This window comes from Streptomyces tendae (assembly GCF_014650435.1).
GTDB lineage: Bacteria > Actinomycetota > Actinomycetes > Streptomycetales > Streptomycetaceae > Streptomyces > Streptomyces tendae.
Map to the genome: position 1 here is coordinate 425,585 of NZ_BMUY01000009.1, position 15,270 is coordinate 440,854.

12 protein-coding genes are annotated in these 15,270 nt (G+C 72.7%); 6 read left to right on the forward strand and 6 right to left on the reverse strand.

Annotated elements, in window-relative coordinates:
- Positions 1-5 precede the first annotated feature (5 nt).
- Both IE258_RS25205 and IE258_RS25210 read left to right on the forward strand, forming a co-directional pair.
- A complete protein-coding gene (locus IE258_RS25205; protein ID WP_087810459.1) occupies positions 6-401 on the forward strand; it encodes a DUF742 domain-containing protein in 396 nt (131 codons plus the stop codon).
- A 49-nt stretch (positions 402-450) separates the two neighbouring features.
- A complete protein-coding gene (locus IE258_RS25210) occupies positions 451-1,056 on the forward strand; it encodes a GTP-binding protein (RefSeq protein WP_189746969.1) in 606 nt (201 codons plus the stop codon).
- A gap of 22 nt (positions 1,057-1,078) precedes the next feature.
- Here IE258_RS25210 and glpK read toward each other — a convergent pair whose 3' ends face one another.
- The 3 genes from glpK to IE258_RS25225 form a co-directional block, all read right to left on the reverse strand.
- The gene (gene glpK / locus IE258_RS25215) at positions 1,079-2,602 is read right to left on the reverse strand and encodes a glycerol kinase GlpK (RefSeq protein WP_189746971.1); all 1,524 of its coding nucleotides are present in this window, start codon (positions 2,600-2,602) and stop codon (positions 1,079-1,081) included.
- 95 nt (positions 2,603-2,697) lie between these two features.
- Entirely contained in the window at positions 2,698-3,447 is a 750-nt protein-coding gene (locus tag IE258_RS25220; RefSeq protein WP_189746973.1) for an MIP/aquaporin family protein, read from the reverse strand.
- A gap of 358 nt (positions 3,448-3,805) precedes the next feature.
- Positions 3,806-5,431 (reverse strand): GGDEF domain-containing protein, encoded by a 1,626-nt coding sequence (locus IE258_RS25225; protein WP_189746975.1) that lies wholly within the window; start codon positions 5,429-5,431, stop codon positions 3,806-3,808.
- 149 nt (positions 5,432-5,580) lie between these two features.
- Between IE258_RS25225 and IE258_RS25230 the strand changes: the two genes are divergently transcribed.
- Positions 5,581-6,405 carry a M15 family metallopeptidase gene (locus IE258_RS25230; protein ID WP_189746977.1) on the forward strand — a complete coding sequence of 275 codons (825 nt, stop codon included), beginning with the start codon at positions 5,581-5,583 and terminating at the stop codon, positions 6,403-6,405.
- A gap of 47 nt (positions 6,406-6,452) precedes the next feature.
- On the forward strand, positions 6,453-6,989 hold the full coding sequence (locus tag IE258_RS25235) for an NUDIX domain-containing protein (protein ID WP_189746979.1): 537 nt from the start codon (positions 6,453-6,455) through the stop codon (positions 6,987-6,989).
- On the opposite strand, the gene IE258_RS25240 is transcribed toward IE258_RS25235, so the two are convergent.
- Complete coding sequence (locus IE258_RS25240) at positions 6,980-9,358, reverse strand: glycoside hydrolase family 31 protein (protein WP_189746982.1); 2,379 nt, start codon at positions 9,356-9,358, stop codon at positions 6,980-6,982. The genes IE258_RS25235 and IE258_RS25240 overlap by 10 nt on opposite strands.
- A gap of 213 nt (positions 9,359-9,571) precedes the next feature.
- Here IE258_RS25240 and IE258_RS25245 point away from each other — a divergent pair, with 213 nt between their 5' ends.
- Together IE258_RS25245 and IE258_RS25250 are read left to right on the forward strand one after the other, a co-directional pair.
- On the forward strand, positions 9,572-11,548 hold the full coding sequence (locus IE258_RS25245) for an acetoacetate--CoA ligase (RefSeq protein ID WP_189746984.1): 1,977 nt from the start codon (positions 9,572-9,574) through the stop codon (positions 11,546-11,548).
- Positions 11,549-11,669: 121 nt separating this feature from the next.
- The gene (locus tag IE258_RS25250) at positions 11,670-12,572 is read left to right on the forward strand and encodes a DUF8829 domain-containing protein (RefSeq protein WP_189746986.1); all 903 of its coding nucleotides are present in this window, start codon (positions 11,670-11,672) and stop codon (positions 12,570-12,572) included.
- 74 nt (positions 12,573-12,646) lie between these two features.
- Here IE258_RS25250 and ptsP read toward each other — a convergent pair whose 3' ends face one another.
- Complete coding sequence (gene ptsP / locus IE258_RS25255) at positions 12,647-14,317, reverse strand: phosphoenolpyruvate--protein phosphotransferase (protein ID WP_189746988.1); 1,671 nt, start codon at positions 14,315-14,317, stop codon at positions 12,647-12,649.
- An 86-nt stretch (positions 14,318-14,403) separates the two neighbouring features.
- Positions 14,404-14,853: a PTS sugar transporter subunit IIA gene (locus IE258_RS25260; RefSeq protein ID WP_189746990.1), complete on the reverse strand. Its 450-nt coding sequence runs from the start codon at positions 14,851-14,853 to the stop codon at positions 14,404-14,406.
- Between the last annotated feature and the right edge of the window lie 417 nt (positions 14,854-15,270).

Consider the following 15,270-nt stretch of genomic DNA (forward strand, 5'->3'; position numbering starts at 1 on the left):
ATGACATGAGTGCTGACGGTCAGGGAACAAACCACTGGTTCGACGACGAGGCCGGCCCCGTCGTCCGTCCGTACGCCATGACGCGTGGCCGCACCACCAGCGCGGCCCAGCACCGCCTCGACCTGATCGCGGTGGTCGTCACGGAACCCCACGCGGACGATCCCGAGGCGGACGTCACGCTCTCCCCGGAGCACGTGGACATCGTCGGCCTGTGCCGCGACACCCCGCAGTCGGTCGCCGAACTCGCCGCCGAACTCGACCTCCCCGTCGGGGTCGTGCGGGTCCTGGTCGGCGACCTCGTGGACATCGAACTCGTGCACGTCAACCGGCCCGTGCCCCCGGCCGAACTGCCGGACGAGAACATCCTGCGCGACGTGATCAACGGGTTGAGGGCACTGTGAGCCGGCCCCCGGGCACGTCGGGCGGCGGCACGTTAAGGAGAAGAGACCGATGATCTTCGGGCGTTCCCAGCGCGGCAAGCCGCCGGTCGAGCCCGTCACGCTCAAGATCCTGGTGGCCGGCGGGTTCGGGGTGGGCAAGACCACCCTCGTCGGCGCGGTCAGCGAGATCAGGCCGCTGCGCACCGAGGAACTGCTCACCGAGGCCGGGCGGCCCGTCGACGACATCAGCGGCGTGGAGGGCAAGCACACCACCACGGTCGCCATGGACTTCGGACGGATCACCCTGCGCGAGGACCTGGTGCTGTACCTCTTCGGCACGCCCGGCCAGGAGCGGTTCTGGTTCATGTGGGACGAACTGTCCGAGGGCGCGCTGGGCGCCGTCGTCCTGGCCGACACCCGGCGCCTGGAGGACTGCTTCGCCGCCGTCGACTACTTCGAGCGGCGCTCCATCCCGTTCGTGGTCGGCGTCAACTGCTTCGAGGGATCGGCGCGCTACCCGGTCGAGATGGTCCGCCAGGCCCTCGACCTCGACGCGGGCGTGCCCCTGGTGATGTGCGACGCCCGGGACCGGGAGTCCGTCAAGGAGGTCCTCATCGGCGTCGTCCAGCACGCGATGGCCCAGGCGGCGGACCGCCGCCGGCCCGTCACGACGTGAACGGCCCGGCGGGTCAGTACAGCTAGGCCGTGTCCTCGTCCTCCGTCCAGCCGAAGCTCTTCTCCACCGCCCTGCGCCAGTTGCGGTACTCCCGGTCGCGCACCGACGCCTGCATGACGGGCGCCCACTCGGCGTCCCGCTGCCAGTGCGCCCTGAGTTCGTCGAGGCCGCTCCACACGCCGGTGGCCAGGCCGGCCGCGTAGGCGGCACCCAGGCAGGTGGTCTCGGAGACCCGGGGGCGGATCACCGGCACGCCCAGCACGTCCGCCTGGTGCTGCATCAGCAGACCGTTCTTGGTCATGCCCCCGTCGACCTTCAGGGTCGTGATCCGCACCCCCGAGTCCTGGTACATGGCGTCCACGACCTCGCGGGTCTGCCAGCTCGTCGCCTCCAGCACCGCGCGCGCGAGGTGGGCCTTGGTGACGTAGCGGGTCAGGCCCGTGACGACTCCGCGGGCGTCGGAACGCCAGTACGGCGCGAACAGTCCGGAGAAGGCCGGCACGATGTACGCGCCCCCGTTGTCCGCCACGCTCGCGGCCAGCGGCTCGATCTCGTCGGCGTCGCGGATGATGCCGAGCTGGTCGCGGAACCACTGCACCAGCGCCCCGGTGACGGCGATCGACCCCTCCAGGCAGTACACGGGCGCCTCGTCGCCGATCTTGTAGCCCATCGTCGTCAGCAGTCCGCTCTTCGACGGGACCGGCCGGTCGCCGGTGTTGAGGAGCAGGAAGCTGCCCGTGCCGTACGTGTTCTTGGCCGCGCCCACGTCGAAGCAGGCCTGCCCGAACACCGCCGCCTGCTGGTCCCCCAGGGCGGAGGCCACGGGCACACCGGCGAGCCGGCCGACCGCGGTGCCGTACACCTCGGCGGAGGACCTGATCTCGGGGAGCACGGCCTCGGGGATGTTCATGGCGGACAGGACGGACGGGTCCCACTGGAGGGTCCTCAGGTCCATCAGCATGGTGCGCCCGGCGTTGGTCACGTCGGTGACGTGCCGTCCGCCGTCGGTGCCGCCGGTGAGGTTCCAGACGAGCCAGGAGTCCATCGTCCCGAAGGCGATCTCACCGCGCTCGGCACGGGCCCGGAGACCGGGCACGTTGTCGAGCAGCCAGGCCACCTTCGGCCCGGAGAAGTAGCTGGCCAGCGGCAGCCCGGTCGACTCGCGGAACCGGTCCTGGCCGTCCGTGCCGCCCAGTTGCCGGCACAGCGCGGACGTACGGGTGTCCTGCCAGACGATCGCGTTGTGCACCGGCTTGCCGGTCGTGCGGTCCCACAGGACCGTCGTCTCCCGCTGGTTGGTGATGCCCAGCGCGCTGAGCCGGTCGGCGCCCAGCCCGGCCCTGGCGAGTGCTCCGGCGACCACCGCCTGCACCTTGGACCAGATCTCGGTGGCGTCGTGCTCCACCCAGCCGGGCCTGGGGAAGATCTGGCGGTGTTCGCGCTGGTCGACGGCGACGATCGCGCCGTCCTGGTCGAAGACGATGCAGCGGCTGGAGGTGGTGCCCTGGTCGATCGCGGCGACGTACTTGGTGGAGTGGTCCGTCATGCTTGCCCCTCGGGCCGGGTGCGGAGGACTGCTGGGCGAGTGCCGGCCGGCTGCCGGGCGAGCCCCGGGCCGGCGCCGGGCGGCCGCTGGGCGGCTCAGAAGGCCGCGTTGTAGACGAGTCCGGCGAGCGCTCCGCCGATCAGCGGGCCGGCCACCGGGATCCAGGCGTAACCCCAGTCGGACGTGCCCTTGTTCGGGATCGGCAGGAAGGTGTGCACGATGCGCGGGCCGAGGTCACGCGTCGGGTTGATGGCGTAGCCGGTCGGCCCGCCCAGGGAGAGTCCGATGCCGACGACGAGCAGGGAGACGATCAGCACCAGCGTCCCGGACTCGCCGAGGCCCTCGGTGAGTCCGAACGCCAGGATCGGCAGCACGAGCGCGGCGGTCGCGATGATCTCCGTCACCAGGTTGGCGACCGGGTTCCGGATCTCGGGGACGGTCGAGAAGACGCCGAGCGTCGGAACCGGTTCGTCCGCGGTGCCCTCGGTCGTGCCGGTGCCGCGGACGTTGGCCTGGAACTGGGCGAAGTACGTGAGGTAGCAGAGCACGGCGCCGAGCATCGCCCCGACGAACTGCCCCAGCACGTAGACCCAGACCTTGTCCCACTCGCCGGTGTCGACGGCGATCCCGAGCGTGACGGCGGGGTTGAGGTGCCCGCCGGACAGCGGGGCCGCCGTGTACGCGCCGGCCAGCACGCCGAAACCCCAGCCGAACGAGATCACCACCCACCCCGACGCCCGCGCCTTGCTGTACCTGAGGGTCACGGCGGCGCAGACCCCGGCGCCGAAGAGGATGAGGATCGCGGTACCGATGACTTCGCCGACGAAGATGTCTCCGTTGCTCATGGCGGCTCCTAGGCCCTGGCCCGGGACGGTCGGCCCCGGTCCTCAGGTGCGGGGTGCGTTCCCGTGGCGGCGTCCGCCGAGGGGGCGTGAGTGACGAGCGTGCCTGGCGTAGCAGTCGAACCGCCCGTGGGGGAGGGGCCCCGAAACACAGGGGTCCCGTGCGCCACGGCGCCCAAATGCGCCGAGATGTACGGCGATGTCGACCGACACGGGAAGTGTCGACCGGAGCCCGGAGAGCGTCAAGGTGGCCGACCGCACGGGTTCCCCGGCGGCCCGGTTCCGTCCCGGGCGATCCCGGGTTCGCAGTCCCTTGGCGGGACCGGCCGGTGTACGGCGGTCGCGGTGGCCGGCCGGCCGCTCAGCCCGCCGGCGCCGTCGTCCGGTCCGTGCCGCGCCGGACCTCGTGGCCCGGTGCGTCCGCCCGGCCCAGCACCCAACTCGCCCCGCGCAACGCCTTCGCCGCCTTCTTCAACGGCGCTAGCCGGGCCGCCGCCCCCCGATGGTCCGGCACGCTCCACGGCGCGCACAGCACCGTCGCCAGGGACAGTGTCACCGCCCGACCACCCGCCGACCACGGTACGTCCAGCACCGAGGCGGCCAGCGGATCCAGCCCCTCCGGATCGGTGAGCACCAGGAAGTCGTCCCCGCCGATGTGCCCCACCCGGGTCTCCCCGGCCGCCGTCCGCAGCAGCGCCCGCCCGACCGCCCGGATCAGCTCGTCGCCCGCGGCGAACCCGGCCCCGTCGTTGACCTGCTTGAAGCGGTCCACGTCGAGCCAGCTCAGCGCGAACGCCCGCCCGGCCGCGATGCGCCGGTCCACCTCGGCCGTGATCGCGTCCGAACCGGGCAGCCGCGTCAGCGGATTGAGCCCGGCCGCCTCCTCCACCCGGCTCTCCGCCAACGCCCGCACCAGGTCCGCGAGCCGTACGACGCCCACGCACCGCCCGCGGGCATCCACGACGGCCACGTCGTCCGACGTACGGTTCGGACCGCCCACGGCGACCACGTCCAGCACCTCCCAGGCCGTCGCGTCGACGCCCACCGTCCGCGGCGGGTCGCCGAGCTTGGCGGCCGGCCGGTCGGCGTACAGGGCGTGCCCGTAGCGCCCCGACATCGACAGCAGGAAGCGGGAGCGGTGCACCGAGCGCACCGGAACCCCGTCCCGGTCCACGAGCAGTACCCCGGACACGTCCGGCGACCCGGTCAGCAGCGCCCGCACCCGTCCCGCCGAGGCCGTCGCCGGCAACAGCGCGGCCGGCCGGACGAACTGCCGTACCGGCGGCCCCGACCGCGGCGTCGGCACGAGGCCGGGGGAGCCGGGCGGAACGTATACGTCCACCCTGGGCAGCCGCGCGGGCGGCGCGAACAGCTCACCCTGCGCCAACTGCGCCCCCGCCGCCCGCGCGACGGCGCACTGCGCCTCCGTCTCCACGCCCTCGACCGCCAGCAGCGCCCCCGACTCCTCGCACAGCACCCGCATCGCCCGCACGGCCGCCGGCCGCGCCAGCAGCGACGCGTCGAGCTTCACCAGCTCCGGCGCCAGATCGGTCAGCAGCCGCAACGGCGCGTCGCCGTCGCCGACCCCGTCCGCCGAGATCCGGAACCCCTGGCCCCGCAACACCGTCACCGCGTCGAGCAGGGCCCGCCACGGCACGTGCGTGTAGGGCGGGCACACGTCCAGCGTCACCTCCCACGGGAGCCGGCCCGCCTCGCGCACCGCGTCGTACAGGGGGCGCAGACCACCGAGATCGGCGAGCGTGCCCGCGAACACGTTGACGTGCAGCGGCAGCAGCGTCTCCCGGCGCACCGCCGCGCGCAGCGCCGACACCGCGAGCAGACCGTCGAGTTCGGCGTCGCGCCGCGCCTCGGCGAGCACGTCTCCGCTCTCCGGCCGGGCCAGTATCTCCAGCGCCGCGACCCCGCCGGTCGTCAGGTTGACCACCGGCTGGAAGGCGAAGCGGAGAGTGTCCGTCCAGGAGCGCACGGGAGCAGGATGACGCGAGGGCCTCCGGCCCGGGGCCAGTTCACGCGACGTTCACGCAGGATTCCGGCGCGCTCACGCAGCGTGTGTCCGGCGAGTCGCGGCCCCGCCCCCTTCCCCCGCGGAGCCCCGCCCTGATAGATGCAGGGGACATGACACGACTTTCCGCCGCGCTCCGCGGTCTGGCCACCGCCTTCGCCGCCCTGCTCGCCGTCACCGCCCTCCCCGCCGCGGCAGCCCCCGCCACCGCGCAGGCACGGCCCGAACCGAGGGCGCCGGAGGACTTCGTCGCCCTGCGCGCCGTCGACCCGACGATCATCGAGGAGATGCGCTATGTCACCGCGCACAACTTCGTCGGCGAGCGCGTCGACGGCTACCGACAGCCCCTGTGCATCCTCACCCGCCCCGCGGCCGAAGCCCTCCACCGCGCCCAGACCCGGCTGCTCCGCCAGGGCTACTCCCTCAAGGTGTACGACTGCTACCGGCCCCAGCGCGCCGTCGACCACTTCGTGCGCTGGGCCGAGGACCTCGACGACCAGGACATGAAGGCCGAGTTCTACCCGGACGTCGACAAGACCCGCCTGTTCGCCGACGGCTACATCGCCGAGAAGTCCGGCCACAGCCGCGGCTCCACCGTGGACCTCACCCTCGTCCGGCTCCCGGCGAGGCCCACCCGCCCCTACCACCCGGGGCAGCCCCTGGTGCCCTGCTTCGCGCCGCAGGACGAACGCTTCCCCGACAACTCCGTCGACATGGGCACCGGCTACGACTGCTTCGACACCCGCTCGCACACCCTCGACCCCCGCATCCAGGGCGTGCAGCGCGCCAACCGGCTGCTGCTCAAGGACACCCTGGAGGACGCCGGCCTGGTGAACCTCCCCGAGGAGTGGTGGCACTTCACCTACAAGCCCGAGTCCTACCCGGACACCTACTTCGACTTCCCGGTCTCCGCCAGGTCGCTCGCCGGCCGCCACTGACCGGCCTGCCGGAGCCGTCCCTTCCGTGATCGGATACAGTCCGCCGCGTGTCCGAAACTGAAACCTCCGTTCCCAACTCCGCGCCCGACTCCCACTGTTCGAGCTGCGGATCGCCCTACGGAGAGGGCGTCTCCGGCTGGCCCCGCACCTGCGCCGCGTGCGGCACCGTGGCCTACCGCAACCCGCTGCCGGTCGCGGTGGCCCTCCAGCCCGTGTACGACACGCAGGGCACCGCCCTGGTCGTCATCACCCGCACCGTGGCCCCCGCCCTCGGCGGCGTCGCCCTGCCCGGCGGCTACGTCGACGACCGCGAGGACTGGCGGCAGGCCGTCGTGCGCGAACTCAAGGAGGAGACGGGCATCGACGCGGCGAGCCGCGACGTACGGCTCGCCGACGCCATGAGCTCGCCCGACGGCCACCTGCTGCTCTTCGGGCTGCTGCCCGAGCGGCCGGCCGAGGGTCTGCCGCCCTCCGCCGCCACGGACGAGACCGAGGGTTGGCACCTGCTGCGCGGGTCGGAGGACCTGGCCTTCCCGCTCCACACCAGGGCCGTACGCGCCTTCTTCGAGGGCCGCTACATCTGAGCCGCGCGCTCGCCGAGCCCTCGGACGCGGACGGGGCAGGACGGCTCGCTCAGACCGTCCTCGCCCTCCCGCTCCACGACCACCCGCCGCCCCTCCCAGCGGGACACGTACCGTTCGATCTCCGGTTCCACCCAGCCGTCGCCCGCGTCCGGCACGACCAGCCCTCCGCCGGTCCGCCCCCGCGCGGGCGCCCACACCTCCAGTTCCGGCGCGCCGTCCTCCCCGCGCACCGGAACCACCGCTCCCGCGCGCGCGAACACCGGGATCCGTGCCGCGGAAGTGTCGACCAGCACCTGTGCCGGCCCCTCGTACGCCCGCTCCGTCGCCACGTCGTACCAGCGCCCCCGCGGCAACCGCACCGCACGCCGGTCCGCCCCGGCACCGAGCACCGGCGCCACCAGCAGACAGTCGCCCAGCAGAAACGCGTCCTCGCAGTCCCGCAGCGCCCGGTCCTCCGGTGCCTGCCACCACAGGGGACGCACATAGGGAGCACCCGTACGCCGGGCCAGGTGCGCCAGCGTCACAAAGTACGGCAGCAGCCTCCGCCGCTCGACGAGCGCCACGCGCGCGTGCTCCAGCACCTCGGCCCCGAACTCCCACGGCTCCCGCCGCCCCGAGCGCGTTCCGGACGAGGTACGGAACAGCGGCAGATAGGCGGCCAGCTGCAACCACCTCAGATAGAGCTCCGGCGACGGACTCCCCTCGGCCCCGCCCACGTCCGGCCCCGCGAACGGCACCCCGCACAGCCCGAGCCCCAGCACCTGTGCCAGCGACGCCCGCAACCCCGGCCAGCCCGTGGCCACGCCCCCGGACCAGGCGCCGCCGTAGCGCTGCAGGCCGGCCCATCCGGAACGGGAGAGGACGAACGGCCGCTCGTCGGGCGTCAGCGCCCGCGACCCCTCGTACCCGGCCCGTGCCATGCACAGCGCGTAGACGTTGTGCGCCTCCCGGTGGTCGCCGCCCCGGCCCTCCAACGCGTGCCGGGCCGACCGGGGCAACGTCGGCTCCCCGAAGGCGGCGAACGACGTGGGCGCGTCCAGATCGTGCCAGACCCCGGAGAACCCCCGGCCGAGCCGCTCCTCGTGGAGCCCGCCCCACCACTCCCGCGCACCCGCGTGCGTGAAGTCCGGGAAGACCACTTCCCCGGGCCGCCCCACGCCCCGCACGACCGCCCCGGTGGCGTCCCGCACGAACACGTCCCCGCGCGTCCCGCCGTCGTACACCGCCGTGCCCGGCGCGACCGCGACCGCCGGCTCGACGGCCGACACCAGCCGGACGCCCTCCCTGCGCAGCTCCTCGGCGAGCACGGGCAGCTTCGGGAACCGTTCCTCGTCGACCGTGAACACCCGCTCGGCATCGGCGTGCCCCAGGCCCAGGTGCACCGCGTCCAGCGGCAGGTCCCGCTCCTGATGGCCGGCCACGACCCGCCTCAGGTCCTGCTCGTCGCCAAGACCCCACCACGCGTGCTGATGCCCGAGCGCCCACGCCGGCGGCAGCGCGGGCGCCCCGGTCAGCGACGCCCAGGTCAACAGCACGCGCGCGGGCGTACCCACGGTGACCCAGCACCGCAGCGGACCGCCGTCCATCCGCAGCACGCTCCGCCCCGGTCGGTCGTGCCCCGACCCGGCCCCCTCTTCACCCTCCCGCAACGCCACCGTGCCGTCCCACGTGCTGTCGTGGAAGACCAGGTGCGTCCCGGCGTCCGCCACCACCAGCTGCACGGGCATCGTGACCGACGACCCTTCCTCGGCGGCTGCGAAGGGCAGGCCGGGGCCGGTGTTCCACAACCGGTACGTGCCGTCGCGCAGCCGGGGCCCCGCGGACCGCCCGCCGAGCCCGAAGAACCGGGCGTCGGCCGCCACCTCCGACCGCTGCGTCCAACGCGCGGGACCGCCGTCGACCGGCTCCCACCAGCGGGGCGGCAGCTCACGCCGCAGGACCACACCCCCGGGCGTACGCACCTCGACGGCGCCGTGCCGGGACACGGCCACCGTGGCGCGCTCCGCCACCACCCGCCAGCCACCGTCCTTGTCCGGCTCCAGCACCGCCCGCGGATCCGGCTCCGGACAACGGCCCGCCAACGCGTACGACGGCTCCGGGCCCACCCCGTCCCAGCCCCAGAACACGGCTCCGTTCACCGCGACGAGGATCCGCAACTCCGAACGCCCGAACCGCACCACACCACCCCCGGGCCCCGGCTCCACCTCCCGCATCGGGCCCGGCACCCGCGCCCGCTCCGCACCGCGCGACGGCAGCGCGGCCGCATCGGCACGCCGCCGGCGCCACGCCGCCCGTACCGTACGCAACCCCTGCGCCACCCCCACGGAACCGACCGTCTTCATCGAACGCACCAGGTCACGACCGTCCATGCTGCTCACCCTGCCATCGACCAGCGCGCACAGCGGCGTCGTTCAACTGCCGTTCACCCGTGACCGGACCACATCTTCATGTCGCCGACTATGTGGGGCGCGCCCTGGTGCGGAAGTCGATCACATGGCATCGTCCCTGTCAGCCGCGTCACGCGCACACCCCAGCCCGTGCGCGCAGGACGCACACGACGCGCACAGTCCGGGAGCCGCCCCATGTCGACCGAGAACCCCCAGCCGCTCTGGCAGCCGGATGCAGGACGCATCGCCCAGGCACGCATCACCAGGTTCCAGACCTGGGCGTCCGAGCACCACGGAGCGCCCGCCGACGGCGGGTACGCCGCCCTGCACCGCTGGTCCGTCGACGAGCTGGACACCTTCTGGAAGGCCGTCACGGAGTGGTTCGACGTCCGCTTCTCCACCCCATACGCGCGCGTGCTCGGCGACCGGACCATGCCCGGCGCCCAGTGGTTCCCCGGCGCCACGCTGAACTACGCCGAACACGCCCTGCGCGCCGCCGCCACCCGCGCGGACGAACCGGCACTCCTCCACGTCGACGAGACCCACGAGCCGACCCCCGTCACCTGGGCCGAGCTGCGCCGCCAGGTCGGCTCCCTCGCCGCCGAACTGCGCGCCCTCGGCGTACGCCCGGGCGACCGCGTCAGCGGCTACCTCCCCAACATCCCGCAGGCCGTGGCCGCCCTCCTCGCCACCGCCGCCGTGGGCGGCGTCTGGACCTCCTGCGCACCCGACTTCGGTGCCCGCAGCGTCCTGGACCGCTTCCAGCAGGTCGAACCCGTCGTCCTGTTCACCGTCGACGGCTACCGCTACGGCGGCAAGGAACACGACCGCCGCGACACCGTCGCCGAACTCCGCCGGGAACTGCCCACCCTCCGCGCAGTGATCCACATCCCGCTCCTCGGCACCGAGGCGCCCGAGGGCGCGCTGGACTGGGAAACGCTGACCACCGCCGACACGGAGCCCGTGTTCGAGCAGGTGCCCTTCGACCACCCGCTGTGGGTGCTCTACTCCTCCGGCACCACCGGCCTGCCCAAGGCCATCGTCCAGTCCCAGGGCGGCATCCTGGTCGAACACCTCAAACAGCTCGGCCTGCACTGCGACCTCGGGCCCGAAGACCGGTTCTTCTGGTACACCTCGACCGGCTGGATGATGTGGAACTTCCTCGTCTCCGGCCTGCTCACCGGCACCACGATCGTCCTCTACGACGGCAGCCCCGGCTTCCCTGCCACGGACGCCCAGTGGCGGATCGCGGAACGCACCGGCGCCACCCTCTTCGGCACCTCCGCCGCCTACGTCATGGCCTGTCGCAAGGCCGACGTCCACCCGGCCCGCGACCTGGACCTCTCCGCGATCCAGTGCGTCGCCACCACCGGCTCCCCGCTCCCGCCCGACGGCTTCCGCTGGCTGCACGACGAGTTCGCCGCGAGCGGCGCCGACCTGTGGATCGCCTCCGTCAGCGGCGGCACCGACGTCTGCTCCTGCTTCGCGGGCGCCGTCCCCACCCTCCCGGTCCACATCGGCGAACTCCAGGCACCCGGCCTCGGCACCGACCTGCAGTCCTGGGACCCCAGCGGCAACCCCCTCACCGACGAGGTCGGGGAACTGGTCGTCACCAACCCCATGCCCTCGATGCCGATCCGCTTCTGGAACGACCCCGACGGCAGCCGCTACCACGACAGCTACTTCGACACCTACCCCGGCGTCTGGCGCCACGGCGACTGGATCACCCTCACCTCCCGCGGCTCCGTCGTCATCCACGGCCGTTCCGACTCCACCCTGAATCGCCAGGGCGTCCGCATGGGCTCGGCCGACATCTACGAGGCCGTCGAGCGGCTCCCCGAGATCAGGGAATCCCTCGTCATCGGCATCGAACAGCCCGACGGCGGCTACTGGATGCCCCTCTTCGTGCACCTGGCCCCCGGGGCCGCCCTCGACGACGCCCTCCTGGACCGCATCAAGCAGACCATCCGCGCGAACCTGTCCCCGCGCCACGTCCCCGACGAGGTCATCGAGGTGCCCGGCATCCCGCACACCCTCACCGGCAAACGCATCGAGGTCCCGGTCAAGCGCCTCCTTCAGGGCACCCCCCTGGACAAGGCCGTCAACCCCGGCTCCATCGACAACCTCGACCTGCTCCACTTCTACGAGGAACTCGCCCGCAAGCGCTCCTGACCAGCTCACCGACGAGTCGGCCGCCCCGCCCGGCGGCCGGCTCCCCGCGCCCGCCCGGCCCCGTTGTCAGTGCCGTCGATTACTGTGAGTGAGCATTGATCGCCGTGCACAGGGGGAAGAAATGGCGCACACCGACCAGACCGACCACACCATGCGACGCGTCCTGCGCCGCGAGATCGCGGGCACCATCGGCCTGCTCACCGACGAACACGACTTCCGCGCCATGCGGCGCTACCGCAGCTTCACCTTCCACGACCACACCGCCTACCTCCACCAGGTCGAAGCCCTCCTCAGGGCACGCGCCGCCCAGGGCACCCACACCACGGTCGCGCTCTTCGACCCGGAGGAGTACGCCGACTTCTGCACGCTCGCGGGCCTCGACGCCGACGCCCCCGCCAGCCGCGCCCGCTTCACCGCCGAACTCGCCACCCACGGCCCCACCGTGCCCTACGAGGGCCAGTCCCTCGCCGACCTGCTCCCGGCCCTGATCGACGAGGCCGTCCGCCAAGCCACCTGGGAGTACACGTCGGCCCTGCTCGCCCGCCTCGGCGACTGCGCCACCTGCGGCGAGGACCTCGGCCGAGCCGCCTTCACCCGCGCCACGCGCCTCCTGCGCCGCGTCCTCGAAACGGCACCACCGGGCAACCGGCACCTGGTCTGCAGCGTCTCCGGCCATCCCGAGGAGACCCTCGTCTCCGCCCTCCTCGTCGACACGGAGACCGACGGCACCCCGCACCTCGACGAGGCCGAGGCCCTGGAGTTCACCAGCGTCCTCGCCCTCGGCCTGGCGACCCACAGCCCCGGCGGACTCGTCATGCGGATCAGCGCCCCCGGCAGCCCCGACCGCATCCACGGCTGGCGCCTGCGGGGATACGCCCTCGAACCCCTCACCGCCGCCGAGGTCTTCGACGCCTACTGCACCGACATCGAGTCCGGCGACCTCATCTCCCCGGAATCCAACGTCGACTACTGCGCACCGCCCGACCTCGGAGACGACCGCCTGCCACCGGGACACCACCACTGAAAACGCGAGCGGGGCGCCCCACCCGAAGGTGGAACGCCCCGCACCACAACCCCAGCGGCAGGCCGCACCCGGCGCTACTCGCCGGAGAGCACCGCCTGCGCGGCGTTCCGCGCCTCCTCGGCACTGTCCGCCGCGCGAGCGGCGGCCGCGGCACGCTCGCACTGCGCCAGCGTGAACTTCGCCATCGTCGCCCGCACATACGGCAGCGACGCCGCACCCATGGACAGGGAGGTGACACCGAGACCGGTCAGCACACACGCCAGCAGCGGATCCGAAGCGGCCTCACCGCAGACACCGCAGCTCTTGCCCTCCGCCTTCGCGGCCTCGGCCGACAGCGCGACCAGGTCGAGCAGCGCCGGCTGCCACGGGTCCTGCAGCCGGGACACCGCACCCACCTGTCGGTCGGCGGCGAAGGTGTACTGCGCGAGGTCGTTCGTCCCCAGCGACAGGAACTCCACCTCCTGCAGCACCGAACGGGCCCGCAGCGCGGCCGACGGGATCTCCACCATCGCGCCGAACTTCGCCCGCAGCCCGGCCTCCCGGCACGCGTCCGCGAACGCCTTGGCGTCGGCACGGTCCGCCACCATCGGCGCCATGACCTCGAGGTAGACCGGCAGACCCTCCGCCGCCTTCGCCAGCGCCGTCAGCTGCGTACGCAGCACGTCCGGGTGGTCGAGCAGCGTCCGCAGACCCCGCACGCCCAGCGCCGGGTTCGGCTCGTCGCCCGGGGTGAGGAAGTCCAGCGGCTTGTCGGCGCCGGCGTCCAGCACCCGCACCACGACCCGGCCCTCCGGGAACGCCTCAAGGACCTGGCGGTAGGCGGTGACCTGCTTCTCCTCCGACGGCGCGTTCTCGCTGTCGTCGAGGAACAGGAACTCGGTCCGGAACAGTCCGACGCCCTCGGCGCCCGCCTCGACCGCCGCGGGCACGTCGGCGGGACCACCGATGTTCGCCAGCAGCGGCACCTTGTGACCGTCCGAGGTCGCACCGGGCCCGGTCGCGGCGGCCAGCGCGGCCTTGCGCTCGGCGGCCGCGGCCGCCAGCCGCGCCTTCTTCTCCTCACCGGGATTCACGAAGATCTCACCGGTACTGCCGTCGACGGCCACGACGGTGCCCTCGGGAAGCTCCCCGGCGCCCGGCAGGGCCACCACGGCAGGAACGCCGAGCGCCCGAGCAAGGATCGCGCTGTGGCTGGTCGGCCCACCCTCCTCGGTGACGAAACCGAGGACGAGCGTCGGGTCGAGCAGCGCGGTGTCGGCGGGCGCGAGATCCCGCGCGATGAGGACGTACGGCTCGTCGCTGTCCGGCACTCCCGGCATCGGCACCCCGAGCAGACGGGCGACGATACGATTCCGCACGTCGTCGAGGTCCGCCACCCGGCCGGCCAGGTACTCCCCGGCACCGGCCAGCAGGGCGCGGTACGCGGCGAAGGCGTCGTACACGGCGCGCTCGGCCGTGCTCCCGACGGTGATCCGACGCTCGACGTCGGCCAGCAGCTCGGGATCCTGAGCCATCATGGCCTGCGCCTCGAGCACGGCCTGGGCCTCGCCACCGGCCAGATTGCCGCGCGCCATCAGATCGGCCGCCACGGCTTCCACGGCCTTGCGGGCACGCCCCTGCTCGCGCTCCGCGTCCTCGGCCGGAATCTGCTTCGCCGGCGGCTCCAGGACCGCCGTCCCCATGTGCCGAACCTCGCCGATCGCCACCCCGTGGCTCACGCCGACGCCTCGCAGCGTTGTCTCCATCTCACCCGTCCCGATAGTGCGGCGGGTCCCGCCGCCGCGGTGGTTGTCCTACCAACAGTCGATGCCGTCGTGCCACGGCATCGACGTCACTTCCAGAGGAAGAGACTCTCGCCGGCCTTCACTTCGCCGTCCTCACGGAGGTCGGTGAGGGCCTCGGCGGTGGCCTCCAGGGCCACGATCGGGCAGATCGGGGACTTGCCCGCGGCCTCGACCGCGGCCGGGTCCCAGCGCACCACGCCCTGACCGCGCACGACGGTGTCGCCCTTGTTCACGAGCAGCTCGAAGCCCTCGCCGTTGAGCTGCACGGTGTCGATGCCGAGGTGGGTGAGCACGCCGTGTCCGCTCTCGTCCACGACGACGAAGGCGTGGGGGTGCAGGGAAACGATGACGCCGTCGACCGGAGCGACCGCCTCGGAGGGCTCCCGCACGGGGTCGATGGCGGTGCCCGGGCCGACCATGGCCCCGGAGAAGACGGGATCGGGCACAGCGGCCAGGCCGATGGCGCGTCCTGCGAGCGGGGACGAGACGGTGGTCATGGGAAGCCTCCCAGGGCGGAGATCTGTACGGGCCGTCACTGCCTGTCCCGGACGGCACACTGAGCAGCAGGGTATGTCATAGGAAGTACCGGTTCCGCATGAGTGTTCCGATTAGAGGTCTAGACCACACTCGTCACGGATTTGCACCCGTTCTGCGGCTCCGTGTACAGTTGTTGATCCTGCCTGAGGATGAGTGACGCGCAGCAAGGCGTCCTCGCCCCGGCAGCACCCAACTCATCAGATCCTATCGCTGGATCGCCTTCTGCATGCCCGCAGGACGGTGGTCAGAAGCACCGGGAAAGCCTGATAGTGTTGGAAACACCGAAGGGAAGCGCCCGGAGGAAAGCCCGAGAGGGTGAGTACAAAGGAAGCGTCCGTTCCTTGAGAACTCAACAGCGTGCCAAAAGTCAACGCCAG